The sequence below is a fragment of the Sphingobacterium sp. NGMCC 1.201703 genome (genome assembly GCF_047784615.1).
Classification (GTDB): domain Bacteria; phylum Bacteroidota; class Bacteroidia; order Sphingobacteriales; family Sphingobacteriaceae; genus Sphingobacterium.
In genome coordinates this window covers 268,640-283,860 of record NZ_JBLOHD010000012.1, presented here as the reverse complement: position 1 = coordinate 283,860, position 15,221 = coordinate 268,640, and the positions used below count along the sequence as shown (strand labels likewise).

Sequence of the window (15,221 nt, the reverse complement as noted above, 5' to 3'; positions counted from 1 at the left end):
CCGTATTAAACACAGCTATTGTTGTGCTTAATACGGCTTTATACATACTGATGCTGTGGGGCTTGTTACCAGTCTATCGTTCTGCTGTCATTGTCGCCAAGATCCCATTGTTCACTGACTTGTCCGTTGGAGTCTTCGGGTCTAGCGCTTGCTGAACCGGCTGCGATGCCCTGCTCAAGTTCGATCAGGTACGCCTTCACCTCCGGTGCGATATAGGCCATTTTCTTTTTCATAGTCTTTATTATTATATGTGATAAACTTGTCTTTATTTTGATCTAAACATTCTTAGCTGCAAGGGATTTTCTTCTTTCCAGCTCCTACACCTTTAATGATTGTACGACCATCAACCAGTTGAGTGACTTTTACGGTATTGCTCTGTGTACTTCCCCATGGGAAAGTATTGAAGGAATTACCATTGACCAATACAAGCTCATAAAGTGGTCCGCCATTTGTTTTGCTTCCGAACATCGTCACTTTACCTGTTCTGCTGATTACAAGTTTGATCAACGGATTGGCAGCAGTTCCCAGCATATTGTAGATTTGGTCAATTCTTCTGCCTGTTTGTACATTTGTGCCCGCATATTTACTTCCGTCAAGGAATTGGATGTTTTGTGCTGAGGATGCACCAACTTCAAACTGAATTTCGTTTTTTGCCAGTTTTACGCCGTTTATCTCCATGTTGAAGGCATTGTCCAGTTCGGTGATATCAAACACAAATCCATAATCTGCAGCAGGTGCGGTGAAGCTTTTGGATATTGTCGTTCCGCTCGGATAGAAGACTCCGTCGATCCGGATTCCCGGTTTCCCATTGGAGTATGCGACAGGGTAGCTCCAGTTTAGTCCATTTGTGGTCACATCTTGTGTACAGGTTTTGAAATTAAGCTGCAGGTCATACTTCTGTCCTGGGTTGATTTTTACATTTGGGATGCTGACATTTGATTTGGTTTCACCATCAATGGTCAATGTGCCCAATTTCAGTGTTCCCGCATTTGTTGCAGGGTGGATCAACAGGGAAGGAGTGCTGACAACTGTACGTAAACCGATACCCAAAGCCGGAAATTGTGCAGCTACACCAGCATCGTTCAAACCGTTGTAGGTAAGTGCTTCATCCGACAGTTTGAGGTTGGCCGAAGTATGACTAGGGTTAAATACAGCATTTTCAAGCTTAGTAATTGCCCCGGTCATATTGGCATCCATGGTCATTGTTGTTGTGATTTGACTGAAACGGTGCTTTAAGATGACATTCAGGTTGTTGACACCTTTATTTACTTGCAGCGTGTTCGCAAAATACATGAGGTCGCCACTGATATTGTTAAGGCTTGCCGATGACAAAGTGCTTTGGTTGCTAAGGTTCGGTACTGTACTCGTGCTATTGGTCGAATAAGCGACAAAGGTATATGTTTTTCCGGCATCAAGAGCAATCCCTTCTGCTGCAGCTTCTCCACCATAGCTATAGGTCTTTTCGGTAACATAATTGCCTTGGCTGTCATAGACAACGACTTTATATTTGACATCCTTGTCCAGCTTCTTCTCCGTTACCTGAGCTGAAGTTGCTGCTTTGGTACCCGATGAGGCCGATAATCCCTTATTGACCGCGGGAGCAGAGCTACTTGTCAAGACAACATCAATGGAAGAACTATTGCCAAAGGGGACAGTCATCTCCTGTATTTCAGAAGCATTGTTGGCTGCAGCTTTTGTAGAGCCCTGCTTCTGACCAATGCTGTTGCTACCATCTGCACCATAAGCCTCAACTCCCTGGAGATTGATCTTGACAATTGTTTCATCAGTCAAGGCTGTGTTTTCACCACTCTTTTTACAAGAGTAAATACTTGAAGCAACCAGTACCATGCAGCCCATTATGAGTCCATTTCTAAGGTTGCGATAACTTTTCGTTTTCATGTAAGTAGACATTTTAATTTAACTTGGTTTTGTAGTGTTTTTGATTGATTTGTACGTTTTGATTTTTACTTTTTTTATCCGTGACATTAATAATTATTAAAACCTATTTTCATCATGTTTTTTGATCAGTATTAAATTTTCCGCTGCAATTATAGATATCACATCCTGTTTAATCATTATGATTTTCGCTAAGTAATTTTTCTTGTAGAGAAACTTCTACAAGCGAGCATTATTCTTTAAGTGTTGATTTTTAGCATTTTGCAATTAATTGCTTATTTTTTTATTTATAAATCTACTGGGGGAATATTTTCCTTTTGGTTAATATTAAATAAGCGGATGGGAACCTAGCAGGATTGATTCCTAGGAGAGCAAGCCTGAATGCTATGGCACAGTTTTCGTATGAAAAGTTATGAACTATTTATATGGCTGGGTAAATATGGTAGCGGCCTTATTATAAAAGAATAAATTTTTGAATTATTTTTCTACATTTGTATAACAATGAGGGTAATTGTTTTCATATTGATCACCTATATCTTGGGACTTTCCTTTGTTCCATGCAGTGATGCGAATATTCGCAGCGAGGTGACAGCCATGGAAACGCAGCTGAACGAACCCCATAACCATACTGAAGACACGAACGATAGCTGTTCTATTTTCTGCTATTGTAACTGTTGTAGCGGAAATATTACAGTCTTCGAATATCAGTTACCAAAAATCGAAGGTATTCCGATTTCAATTTATTTTGATAATCGTATGCCCGTTCTCGATATACCTATTTCATCCAACTACTTCGGAACTATCTGGCAGCCGCCTAAGGTAGATGCTTAATTTCAACTTTTTATAACCGTACGCAAACATTATTGGAAAATACTGCTTTTCTAATTTATGTTAGCGACGGGTGTGTGGCTGTAACCTTTGGGTTTACAGGGAAATGAGATATTCTATATATATCTATTATTTAAGCATAAATCAAGCATATTGTGTTAGATAGTATTATCAAATTTAGCATCAAGAATAAGATCATTATTGGTTTAATGACCTTGTTACTTATTATTTGGGGTGGTTGGAGTGCCACAAAGCTGCCCATAGACGCCGTTCCGGATATTACCAATAATCAGGTACAGATTTTTACTTCCTGTCCGACCTTGGCTGGTCAGGAAGTGGAGCAACTGGTTACATTCCCGATCGAGCAGCGGATCGCTACGGTGCCAAAGATCGAAGAAATCAGAAGTATTTCACGTTTTGGACTTTCGGTTATTACCGTTGTTTTTGAAGAAGAGGTCGATATTTACTTTGCCCGCCAGCTTATCAGCGAGCGGTTAAAGGAAGCGGTGGACCAAATTCCCCAAGGTATCGGTAAGCCCGAACTCGCTCCTGTCAGTACAGGTTTGGGAGAGGTCTATCAATATATCATTCACCCCAAAAAGGGAAGCGAAAGCAAGTATAATGCAAAGGATCTACGGACCATGCAAGACTGGATCGTTGCCCGCCAGCTGTACGGAACACCCGGTATTGCCGAAGTGAATAGCTTTGGTGGTGAATTAAAACAATATGAGGTCGCTGTAGACCCTAACCGTCTGAAAGCGATGGATATCACTATCCCCGAAATTTTTACCGCACTGGAGAAGAATAACCAGAATACCGGAGGTGCCTATATTGACAAAAAACCGAATGCATACTTCATTCGCGGCATTGGGCTGGCAACCTCACTGGAGGATGTGAAGAATATTGCGATCAAAAAGACGGGTGTTGTACCTATTTATGTCAAAGATGTAGCCGACGTGCGTTTTGGACATGCGGTCCGGTATGGTGCGCTGACATATAACGGGGAAGTGGATGCCGTGGGTGGTGTCGTGATGATGCTGAAGGGGGAAAATAGCAATGAGGTGGTCAAGCGTGTAAAAGAGAAGCTGCCTACGATCCAAAAATCCTTACCTAATGATGTCGTGATCGAGCCTTACCTGGACCGGACAGATCTTGTTGGCCGCGCAATAGGTACTGTTGAAAAGAACCTAATCGAGGGAGCGCTGATCGTTATATTTGTATTGGTGCTGTTTTTGGGAAACCTTCGTGCTGGTCTTATTGTCGCCTCAGCCATTCCATTATCCCTGCTGTTTGCTTTGGGGCTGATGAATGTTTTTGGTGTGAGTGCCAATTTAATGAGTTTAGGTGCAATAGACTTTGGTCTTATTGTCGATGGCGCGGTCATTATTGTGGAAGCGACGCTGCATCATCTTGGCTTACGCAAGTCTACTGAAAGGCTGACGCAGTCGGAAATGGATCATGAGGTCTTTGAATCTGCGTCAAAAATCCGGACCAGTGCAGCATTTGGTGAAATTATTATTCTGATTGTTTATATTCCCATCCTGACATTGGTGGGCGTGGAAGGAAAGATGTTCCGTCCGATGGCGCAAACAGTGGGTTTTGCAATCTTTGGTGCACTAATTCTCTCACTGACCTATATTCCGATGATGTGTGCGCTGTTTTTACCCAAAAAGCATCATGACAAGAAGACTTTTAGCGATCGTTTTATCGAAAAACTTCAGCGGATCTACGCGCCTTTACTGCAGAATGCCATTCGTTTCAAATATATCATCGTTAGCTTGACGCTGGCTTTTTTTGCCATAGCTGTTTTCTTCTTTAAAAATATGGGTGGAGAGTTTATCCCGCAATTACAGGAAGGGGATTATGCTTTTCACTGCATATTACCACAGGGGAGCTCGCTCTCGCAAAGTATAGAAACTTCCATGCAGGCTTCCCGTATCATTAAGGAGTTTGAGGAGGTAAAAATGGTTGTTGGTAAAACCGGAGCTGCGGAAGTACCTACCGATCCTATGCCGCCCGAAGCGACAGATTTGATGGTGGTACTGAAACCTCAAAAGGAATGGAAGTCAGGTCGCAGTTATAATGAACTCGGAGCTGCTATCCTGGAGAAATTGGAAGTTATCCCTGGTGTTTTCTTTGAAAAGAACCAGCCGATACAGATGCGGTTCAATGAGCTAATGACCGGAATTCGTCAGGATGTCGCCGTGAAGATTTTCGGTGAGAACATCGATTCTCTGGCATCCTACGCTAATATTGTGGCAGCACAGATCCAGTCCGTTAAAGGGGCTACTTCCCCGCAGGTGGAACGGGTATCGGGATTGCCACAGATCAATATCATCTATGACCGTACGCGCATTGCCAATTATGGTCTGACCATTCAAGATGTCAATGATGTGGTGAGTACAGCATTCGCAGGTAAGTGCACAGGACAGATCTATGAAAATGAACGCCGTTTTGATTTAGTTGTTCGTCTGGATACGACACATCGCAATAGTATAGACGATGTACGCAATCTGATGATTCCGACTGATACTGGTATTCAGATTCCACTATCGCAGGTAGCGGCCATTGATTATAAACTCGGTCCGGCACAGATCAGTAGAGAAGCGGGTAAACGACGCATTGTCATTGGCTTCAATGTCGCAGGGAGAGATGTGGAAAGCGTGGTCAAAGATATTCAGCAGCAGCTATCCAGCAAGGTTAAATTGCCTTCGGGTTATTATTTTACTTATGGTGGCCAGTTTGAGAACTTACAGAAAGCGAGTGCCCGTCTGATGATTGCGGTGCCTGTTTCCCTCTTGCTCATCTTTATGTTATTGTATTTTACATTCCATTCCTTTAAGCAAGCAACACTGATCTTTACGGCAATTCCGATGAGCGCAATTGGTGGTGTATTTGCCCTGATGCTCCGTGGCATGCCCTTCAGTATCAGCGCGGGAATCGGTTTTATTGCCCTCTTTGGTGTTGCTGTACTAAATGGGATCGTATTGATCGGGACTTTCAATCAATTGAAGAAGGAGGGTATGGATGATATTTTTCAGCGTGTAAAGGAGGGAACACTGACCAGGTTGCGCCCTGTGCTGATGACTGCTACGGTAGCGTCGCTGGGTTTTCTCCCCATGGCAATCAGTACGAGTGCTGGTGCAGAAGTTCAAAAACCGCTGGCCACAGTTGTGATCGGTGGACTGGTGACCGCAACCTTCCTGACCTTGTTCGTACTGCCTTTACTTTATATTATTTTTAACTCAAAACTGAATATGAAAAAAGGAAATGCGGGTAAAACTATTACGACCATATTGGTTTTCCTATTTTCTGCCACTGGATTTAAGGCGTTTTCACAAGAACGCATCGGGATTGACAACGCAATCGGCATGGCATTGAAGAGCAATCGCCAGTTTCAGGTCAATGCGGCTGAAATAACCGGAGCGACTTATAATGTCAAGACCGCCAATGAAATCCCAAAGACAGGTGTTTTTGTGGAGAATGAAGATTACCGACCCAGCGACAAGACAGGGATCATGAAAATCGGTATCACGCAAAGCATTGCTTGGCCGGGACTCTATTCGGCGCGTAAGGAATATTTTAAGCAGCAACTAAAATATGCCAATCTGAATACCGAAGTGCTCAACGCCAATATCAAGAAAGATGTACGCACGGCATATTATCAGCTCTGGTATCTTCAAGATAGACAGAAGCTCTATGTGGAGCTGGACAGTATCTACTCGGCGATGTTTAAGGCGACCGAATTACGTTTCAAAACCGGAGATGTCGCAGCATTGGATAAAATTGCCGCGGAGGCGAAATTACGGGAGTTGCAGGCTCAATTGGTTCAAAACAAGCAGAATATGTTGGTTCAGCAGCAGCAATTGATGATGCTTCTTAATCGCAATGAATGGATATTACCTGTAGAGCAATCGCTGGAAAAGATAAAAATGGACGTGGATGTACAAAATCCATCGGTTGATGCTTCACATCCTGTTTTAGCTTTGCAACAACAGAATGTCAATATTGCATCCTCCAATATTGCGGTACAGAAAAATACAAATAAGCCTGAATTTTCGGGCAGATTCTTTTCGCAGCGCCTTTGGGGCGCAAAAGATCCTTTTACAGGATTCTCGGTATCGGCGTCATTTCCTGTATTTGGCCTGGGTGCTTATAAAAGCAAGGTAAAGGCTGCAAACGCGGAAATGGAGGCGCAACAAAGACAACTGGAATATGATACACAAGTTTTTCAGACGAATAAGGTGAATGCATTGGCTGATATTGAAAAAAATGCGGCGTTATTGCAGTTCTATGAATCCGCGGGCCTCAAGCAAGCTGACGCCATCATCAAAGCCGCAAGCCTTGGTTACAGAACCGGTGAAATAAGTTTTGCGGAGATGAGCCAGTTCTTGAGTCAGGCGATCGGGATCAGACAGAACTATTTAGATGTGCTCAATCAATATAATCAATCAGCAATCCAATACAATTACTTTAATAATAAATAAGTCAACAATGAGAGTTATCATAAAAATATTTTTTGCACTAGCGATTACAACAGTTTTATATAGCTGCGGATCAGATTCAAAAGGTGCCGGCGATGCCAAGAAGGAGGAAGGGAAAGGTGCTGCCGAAGAAAGCCATGAGGAAGGGCCAGTGACCGTAGCGGCCTTGAGTGAACAACAGATAAAGGCTGTAGGTATTGCTTTCGGAACGATCGAGGAAAAGGAGCTGACAGCGACGATCAAAGCCAATGGTCTTCTGAGTGTTCCCAATAACAATAAAGCCAATGCGACAACCTTGTATGGTGGCGTAATTAAGACTTTAAATGTACAACTAGGTGACATCGTGCGCAAAGGCCAGGTCATAGCAACCATTACGAATCCACAATTTATTCAGCTTCAGGAAGAATATGTTGCGCTGGCGAGTAAAATTACGCTTGCAGAACAGGAGATGGCAAGACAGCAAGAGCTCAATGAGGGCAACGCCGGAGCAAGGAAAAACTTGCAGTCCGCGACGGCTGATTTCAATAGCCTTCGCGCCAGAAAAGCATCGCTGCAGCAGCAGATCCAACTGATGGGCATCAATCCCAACACTGTGAGCCTTTCCAATTTGCGGTCTTCACTTGTGGTGACAAGTCCTATTAACGGTACTGTGAGTAATGTCTTTGCCAAAATAGGTAGTTATGTGGATGTTTCATCGCCGGTTATTGAGATTATAGATAATAGTCTATTGCACCTTGATCTTCAGGTTTTTGAAAAGGATCTTCCTATGATCAAAATTGGGCAGATTATAAATTTTCAGCTGACAAACAACCCTGATAAAACTTATTCAGCTAAAGTATTTACGATAGGATCGTCTTTTGAAAATGATAGTAAAACAATTGCTGTTCATAGTACTGTGATCGGTAGCAAGGTTGGTCTGATAGACGGTATGAATATTACCGGGATGATCGGAATCAATAATGTGACCACTCCGGCCGTTCCAAATGACGCGATTGTGGAAGCGGATGGTAAGTTCTACATTTTCGTAGAAACAAGTAAGCAGGTCGAAGAGCATGAAGAAGGACACGATGATCATGGACATGCGCATGATGAGGGTGAGACTAAGCACGAACATAAAAATGAATCAGAAGCGGCTAAACATGCCACTGAACAGGGTAAGAATGTGAATTTTGAGAAAATTGAAATTCAAAAAGGTGTTTCAGCATTGGGATATACAGCAATTACACCAGTACAGGAAATTCCTGCGCAGACCAGAATCGTTGTGAAAGGGGCATTTTTTATCAATGCCAAGATGAGCAATACAGGAGGGCATGAACATTAAGTAGTCGCATTTGTTAACAAAGTAATCATGATTAGGTATGGAACACAAACATATTTATGATGCACAAGGTAAACAACTTTGTTGTACACAGACGGAAAAAATATATAATCAGGCGGGCGCCCAACGTTTAATACAGGGCGCGCCTGCCCAGGATCAGGCACATAGTCACAGTGATGATGACGGTCATGATCATTCAGTGGCGGAAGGCAACACATTACAGCTTTTTCTGCCCGCAATAATTTCATTTGTCCTGCTGATTGTAGCCATTGCAATGGACAATTGGGTACCACAGGAATGGTTTAAGGGCTGGATCCGGATCATTTGGTATGTACTGGCTTACATTCCGGTTGGATTTCCAGTGATTAAAGATGCATTGAAGAGTATTGGGAAAGGAGAGATTTTCTCTGAATTCTTACTGATGAGCATCGCCACCATTGGGGCTTTTGCAATCAAAGAATACCCAGAAGGTGTTGCTGTAATGCTTTTTTACGCGGTAGGCGAAGTGTTTCAGACATTGGCGGTCAGCCGTGCCAAGAGTAATATTAAGGCGCTCCTCGATCAGCGTCCAGATGAGGTGACGATCGTTGAGGGAAGTAGTAGCAGGGTCATTAAAGCTGATGCTGCAGCAATCGGTGATGTCATCCAACTGAAGCCCGGGGAGAAGTTGGGCTTGGACGGGGAACTTATCTCCGATACCGCTTCCTTCAATACGGCGGCGTTGACGGGAGAAAGTAAACCTGACACAAAGACCAAAGGTGAAGTTGTGCTGGCCGGAATGATCAACATGAATACCGTGAGTCTGGTAAAGGTGACAACAGCATACCAGGACAGTAAATTGAGCAAAATCCTTGAGCTTGTACAAAATGCGACCTCGCAGAAGGCGCCTACGGAACTCTTTATCCGGAAATTTGCAAAAATCTATACGCCGATCGTGGTTCTTTTGGCGATAGCGATCTGTCTGCTACCTTACTTTTTTGTCGGGCAATACGTATTTAGCGATTGGCTTTATCGCGCGCTTGTGTTTCTCGTGATTTCCTGTCCATGTGCCTTGGTTATCTCGATCCCATTGGGCTATTTTGGTGGCATCGGTGCTGCGAGTAGAAACGGTATTCTGTTCAAAGGAAGTAATTTTCTGGATGCGATGGCAGCGATACAGAATGTTGTTATGGACAAAACCGGTACAATGACCGAAGGAGTTTTCAAAGTGCAGGAAGTCCGTTTGGAACCAGGTTTTGAGGCAGCAACAATCCTCAGACTGGTCAATAAAATCGAAAGTCATAGCAGCCATCCTGTAGCCACAGCAATCAGGGAATATGTGGGAGAGTTCGATGAATCTGTAAATTTGACCGATGTCGAAGAAATACCGGGGCATGGACTGAAGGGTAATGTGGACGGCAAGGTATTGCTGGTTGGTAATTTTAAACTTTTGGACAAGTTTAAAATAGCCTATACCATCGATCCCAATACGATCGTTTATACGACAATAGCGATTGCATGGGACAATCGCTTCGTCGGATATATTACCATTGCAGATAGTATCAAAGGAGATGCTGCACAGACCATACAACTCTTGCATAAACTTGGAGTGAAAGCAACCATGCTCAGTGGCGATAAGAGTACGGTTGTCGCGTATGTGGCAAAGGAATTGGGGATTGATAAAGCCTTTGGAGATCTTCTTCCGGAAGATAAGGTAAATAAAGTCAAGGAGATAAATTCTGTTGGTGAAAGTGTGGCTTTCGTTGGTGATGGAGTCAACGACGCGCCTGTCGTGGCCTTGAGTGATGTGGGTATAGCTATGGGGGGACTAGGCAGTGATGCAACCATCGAAACGGCAGATGTAGTTATCCAAGATGATAAACCATCAAAGATACCAATGGCGATTCATATTGGTAAACAGACCAAAAAAGTGGTTTACCAAAATATAGGCCTGGCATTTGTGGTCAAGGGAGTTGTTCTAATCCTTGGCGCCGGAGGGCTGGCGACCATGTGGGAAGCTGTGTTTGCAGATGTTGGTGTTTCACTTATTGCCATAGTCAACGCGATTCGCATTCAGAAGATGAAGTTCTAATTTAATTTTCGTTAAGATGTGCTTACCCTTCGGGCTGAAATGCCAGAAGGGTAGGTTTTCTGATCTCCCAGCTGGGTTCGGGTATCGCAGGCGATTTCGTCGAACCTCCGTCTGCCTTGCGTCGTACCTGCTTCGTTCTGTGTCCGACATGCATCCGTGGTGAGTCCGTGGTGAGTCCGAGTCTAACACGGTTTCATGGTGGTGTGACGGTGTATTGATTATGCTCGCATATCGACTGAGGGGCGAATAAAGGCATACCGAGCCCCAAAGAAGGGCCGACTATAAGTCGAATAAGCGCAAAGACTCGGACTCTGTTCCTAAAAGCTATAATAGCGTTTGTTTAATCCTTTAAAATGTATTATTTTTTTTTTAAATTCTGTATAGCTATTAAGTATAATAAAATGAATAATTTTAGTATTATCGATATAAAAGTATATGTTTTATATACTTTTTTTAACAAAAGAGTTGTCGAGTGGAGGGGAACTGATGCTTATTCTGCTAAAAGTTTCTCATAGAGCGGCCAGAGCACTGTCAAGTCGTCATCTGATTGGGCTTCGGGATAATGCTCATCATGTAAATTGCGGATTTCAACAGCTTGCCCTTGCTCATTCTTTACGACAGCGGCTCGCAGTTCTTCAGTTCCATCATAATAAATGCCCACGCCAGCAAGTTCACCATCGCGGATAATTTCACTGACGACGTACTTTCTTGTACTATCCACCTTGTGGGAACTATGACCACTGTAAATGCTGTTTCCTTTGTGATAGTGTCTTTCCATAATCGTAGAACAGCGACAGGATCAAATTTGTTGTATTTTTCTATTTTCTATCCTGATGAGATTGGAAATAATTTTTACCGACCCATTACGAATGCAGGACAAAGAATCATTATTTCATTGCGGATTTGTTGTATTTGTTGCGATAGGCCAAAGGAGAGAGTCCGGTAACTTTGCGAAATATTTCCCTAAAGGCTTTTGAATCGGAATAGCCTACTTCGTACATGACTTCGTTTACTGTTTTTCCGGAGATTTCCAGTTCTTTTTTTGCAGATTCAATTTTGACCCTTTGGAGATATTCAATTGGTGTATTACCTGTCGCTTTTATAAATCGCCGGTCGAAGTTCCGTCGGCCAACGGTAAATCGTTCTGAAAGTTGTTGAATGGAAATCTTCTGGGCGAAATTATGCTCAATATACTCCTGAGCTTTGATGATCATTTCATCGCCATGCCTTTTTTGACCATTAAAGATAACGAAATCAGATTGTTGTTGCCGGTCAAGGTCAATCTGGAATATCTTGGAACAATAGATTGCCGTCTTTCGATCATAATACTTTTCAACCAGATAAATGAGCAGGTGCAGAAATGAATATCCACCACCATTGGTACAAATGCCTTCTTCATCTGTTATAATACGGTCGGTCTTCATGATGACATTGGGAAATAACTGTTTGAAATTTGTTTCGGCGCTCCAATGGATTGAACAGTTTTTCTTTTCTAAAAGACCTGTTGAGGCAAGGATATAGGCTCCGGTACACATGCTGGCAACCTGAGCTCCATTGCGATATTGTTCACATATCCAGTCTATAAATGGTCTGTTTTCGGTGTTTAATACAGTGAAGTCTGGGGCAACGGCAGGAATTACAATCAGATCTGTCCGCTGGACAGCAGTAATTTCTTTCTGCGGCATTACAGCGAGTAAACCATTCAGGAAAACGGATTGTCTGGAAAGTCCGACGAGTTCAATTTCAAATACCGTTTTATCATGATGTTGTTGGTAGTACCTATTGGCTTCGGTAAAGATATGATAAGTGCCAATAATGCATGAAAGTGTATTTGGGCCAGTCTGAACTTCAGGTACCAAAATTGTTAAGTGTTTCATCTTTCTTGGTTTAAAATTGAATGATCCGATGTATGGTCCATTATTCAAATATAAGGAAATGTGTTGTCCAAATCAACCGCTCAGAATGTCTATTTGGCACCCTATTTTAAATCTTAAATGTATATAACTTTGACTTATTCTAGTGGAGGCTGGATATTTAAGTGGTTGAAAAATAAATATTAACAAAAAAATAGAGGATGGAAAAAAAAGATTTTACAACCGATATAATCGTTGAAGCGAAGCCGCAACAGGTATATGACGCGATTATCAATGTTCGTGGCTGGTGGTCAGAAAACATTGAAGGCGGCACAGCAGCACTACATGATGTATTTTCTTATCACTACCAGGATATACACGAGTGTAAAGTAAAGCTCGTTGAAGTGCAGAGCAATGTCAAAGTTGTATGGCGGGTATTGGAGAACGATTTCAAATTTACGACCGATAAACAGGAATGGGTGGAGAGTTATGTGATCTTTGATATCATTGATCTCGGCGGTAAGACGCAATTAAAATTTACTCATCAGGGGCTGGTGCCTGATATGGAATGTTATGATGTCTGTCAGGCTGCATGGACATATTATATCCAAGAAAGTCTGCAGCAATTGATTCTAACAGGACAGGGGCTTGCTACACCCAAAGAGAACATATTGTCCTTAGCGGAAGTTAAGGAACAATTGTTGGCAAAACAAAAGGGTAAAAGTATTTATCATAGATTATTGATTAAAACCCCAGTTGAAAAAGTATACTGGGCAATCACTACTCAGGAAGGGCTGGCAGGCTGGTGGACGCCCGATACCATTGCAGCACCGGAAATAGGAAGCATCTTGCGGTTTGGCTTTGGCCCTGATTATTTCAAAAAAATGGAAGTCCTTGCGTTATATCCTTATGCACTTGTCGCATGGCAATGTAAGGCGGGCTTTGAGGAATGGGTAGGTACAACACTGACGTTTGAATTGATACCCCATCAGAAAGGTTGTATACTCTTGTTCCATCATGACGGTTGGGACAGTTACAGTGGAGAATTTGCCTCTTGTAGCTATGATTGGGCATTATTCTTCAGAAGCCTGAAATTTCTGTGTGAAACAGGAAAAGGTTTTCCTTATCCTGAATTCAATAAATAAAGCAGAACAGCTTTACCTGGATTCAAACTAGTTTGGTCAATTTTCGCTCACCGTACGAGCATTGATTTATTTGAGAAGGAGTTGGTAATATTTAATTTAGGGGGTGATACAAGTGCAGTCCCAATTATATCGCAATAATTGGGACTGTCGTATCTAGGGGGGAGACGGATCGTCCACGACGATCTTTTGGTCTGAAAGACCTGTGCAAATAGAGCCAGAAGTGGACAATAGAACTGGTAAGTACTGGGCCGTTTCCGAGGTAGTCCCTGTTTCGATCAACTGTTCATACTTGAAATCGAATAGTACACAGCCTATTTGAATTTCCTATCTATGACCTCCAGGCTGTCTTTTGGAAAACGGTTTTTTAACCATAGACGTAATTTTAATTGTTGTCCTTCAGCTAAAGGATTTTTTGACGAATAAATAAAGGCAACTACATTCGCTAAACTATCTTTTTTTGCATAATACTGTTGTTGTCCTATGCTATAGGATTGTAGTTCTGGAAAAAGTACTGCTAGATCTTTATCTAATTGGGGGCTTGCTACCTGATATTTCGCTAGCTCATTGTTAAGCGCCCGGATGGTTAGATCTTTATCATTTACAGCAGCGCTTCTTTTGTCGATCTCACTGAGGATTGTTGTTTTTAGATCGAGGCTATCCTGACGGATGATCAGATCAGTTTGCGCGATACCAAACGATTCCATAGATTTTTTCAAAGCCGCGATTTCTTGGTCACTAAATTTCTTTGCTAAAAATGCTAATTCTAAACGTTTTGGTTTATTGAGCAATTTTTCGTAGACGACCGTGTAACCTTTATCACTAAATTGTTGTTGAACGAATTGTTTAACCTTATTCGTGTATTTCTTCTCTTGTAGCAGATTATAGGCGAAGTATAAGCTTGGTATTACCAAGGCCAGAATAATCAGGGTGATGCTCTGACTTATTCTTTTTTCCCTTTTTGGATCAACATAATGTTTCTTGGGATATCTGAGGTACTTTACGATCGTAAATGTCGCTATACATATAAATACACAATTGATAATGTAGAGGAATAAAGCCCCAGCAAAATAACTTAGGTTGCCGATCGCCAGTCCATAGCCTGCGGTACAGAGCGGCGGCATCAGCGCTGTCGCAATAGCCACCCCTGGTATTGGATTACCTTTATCTACCCGCGTTATGGCGATAACACCGACTAATCCCCCAAAAAGTGCAATAAGTACATCATAGATATTGGGTGAAGTGCGGGCGAGCAATTCGGATTGCGCTTCTTTAAATGGGCTTAGAAGAAAATAGAAATAGGATACAACCAGACTGATCAGGGTTGCGATCAATAGATTCTTAATAGATTTCTTTAAGAGCTGAAAATCAAATGTACCCAGCGCAAACCCGGCGCCCACAATCGGACCCATGAGTGGGGAAATAAGCATAGCGCCAATAATTACCGCTGTTGAATTCACATTGAGACCAACAGAAGCAATAACAATGGCACAGGCCAAAATCCATGCGTTGGCACCACGGAATGAAATGTTGTTGATCACATTATCAAGAACGGCTTCTTTTCGTTCCTCGCCTGGGTGCAGATCAAAAAATCGGAGCATCTTATTCATAATAGATTGTTTTCTCTAT

The 15,221-nt window shown here is 42.5% G+C and carries 10 protein-coding genes; 5 read left to right on the top strand and 5 right to left on the bottom strand.

Annotation, left to right across the window (positions count from 1 at the left end):
* Positions 1–65: 65 nt before the first annotated feature.
* Both ACK8HY_RS22730 and ACK8HY_RS22725 read right to left on the bottom strand, forming a co-directional pair.
* Positions 66–233: a hypothetical protein gene (locus ACK8HY_RS22730; RefSeq protein ID WP_416134931.1), complete on the bottom strand. Its 168-nt coding sequence runs from the start codon at positions 231–233 to the stop codon at positions 66–68.
* A 52-nt stretch (positions 234–285) separates the two neighbouring features.
* On the bottom strand, positions 286–1,899 hold the full coding sequence (locus ACK8HY_RS22725; protein ID WP_416134930.1) for a hypothetical protein: 1,614 nt from the start codon (positions 1,897–1,899) through the stop codon (positions 286–288).
* 498 nt (positions 1,900–2,397) lie between these two features.
* On the opposite strand from ACK8HY_RS22725, the gene ACK8HY_RS22720 reads away from it, so the two are divergent.
* The 4 genes from ACK8HY_RS22720 to ACK8HY_RS22705 all read left to right on the top strand — a co-directional run bounded on the left by ACK8HY_RS22720 (position 2,398) and on the right by ACK8HY_RS22705 (position 10,597).
* Positions 2,398–2,727, top strand: a complete 330-nt coding sequence (locus ACK8HY_RS22720; RefSeq protein WP_077433175.1) for a DUF6660 family protein — start codon at positions 2,398–2,400, stop codon at positions 2,725–2,727.
* A 152-nt stretch (positions 2,728–2,879) separates the two neighbouring features.
* Positions 2,880–7,211 (top strand): CusA/CzcA family heavy metal efflux RND transporter, encoded by a 4,332-nt coding sequence (locus ACK8HY_RS22715; RefSeq protein WP_416134929.1) that lies wholly within the window; start codon positions 2,880–2,882, stop codon positions 7,209–7,211.
* Between the two features lie 7 nt (positions 7,212–7,218).
* Entirely contained in the window at positions 7,219–8,529 is a 1,311-nt protein-coding gene (locus ACK8HY_RS22710) for an efflux RND transporter periplasmic adaptor subunit (protein ID WP_077433179.1), read from the top strand.
* 37 nt (positions 8,530–8,566) lie between these two features.
* The gene (locus tag ACK8HY_RS22705; protein ID WP_416134928.1) at positions 8,567–10,597 is read left to right on the top strand and encodes a heavy metal translocating P-type ATPase; all 2,031 of its coding nucleotides are present in this window, start codon (positions 8,567–8,569) and stop codon (positions 10,595–10,597) included.
* 490 nt (positions 10,598–11,087) lie between these two features.
* Here ACK8HY_RS22705 and ACK8HY_RS22700 read toward each other — a convergent pair whose 3' ends face one another.
* Together ACK8HY_RS22700 and ACK8HY_RS22695 are read right to left on the bottom strand one after the other, a co-directional pair.
* Positions 11,088–11,375, bottom strand: a complete 288-nt coding sequence (locus tag ACK8HY_RS22700) for a hypothetical protein (protein WP_416134927.1) — start codon at positions 11,373–11,375, stop codon at positions 11,088–11,090.
* 109 nt (positions 11,376–11,484) lie between these two features.
* Positions 11,485–12,474, bottom strand: coding sequence for a GlxA family transcriptional regulator (locus ACK8HY_RS22695; protein WP_416134926.1), 990 nt, complete (start codon positions 12,472–12,474; stop codon positions 11,485–11,487).
* Between the two features lie 197 nt (positions 12,475–12,671).
* Here ACK8HY_RS22695 and ACK8HY_RS22690 point away from each other — a divergent pair, with 197 nt between their 5' ends.
* Positions 12,672–13,595, top strand: a complete 924-nt coding sequence (locus tag ACK8HY_RS22690; RefSeq protein ID WP_416134925.1) for an SRPBCC family protein — start codon at positions 12,672–12,674, stop codon at positions 13,593–13,595.
* 311 nt (positions 13,596–13,906) lie between these two features.
* On the opposite strand, the gene ACK8HY_RS22685 is transcribed toward ACK8HY_RS22690, so the two are convergent.
* On the bottom strand, positions 13,907–15,202 hold the full coding sequence (locus ACK8HY_RS22685) for a DUF389 domain-containing protein (protein WP_416134924.1): 1,296 nt from the start codon (positions 15,200–15,202) through the stop codon (positions 13,907–13,909).
* Between the last annotated feature and the right edge of the window lie 19 nt (positions 15,203–15,221).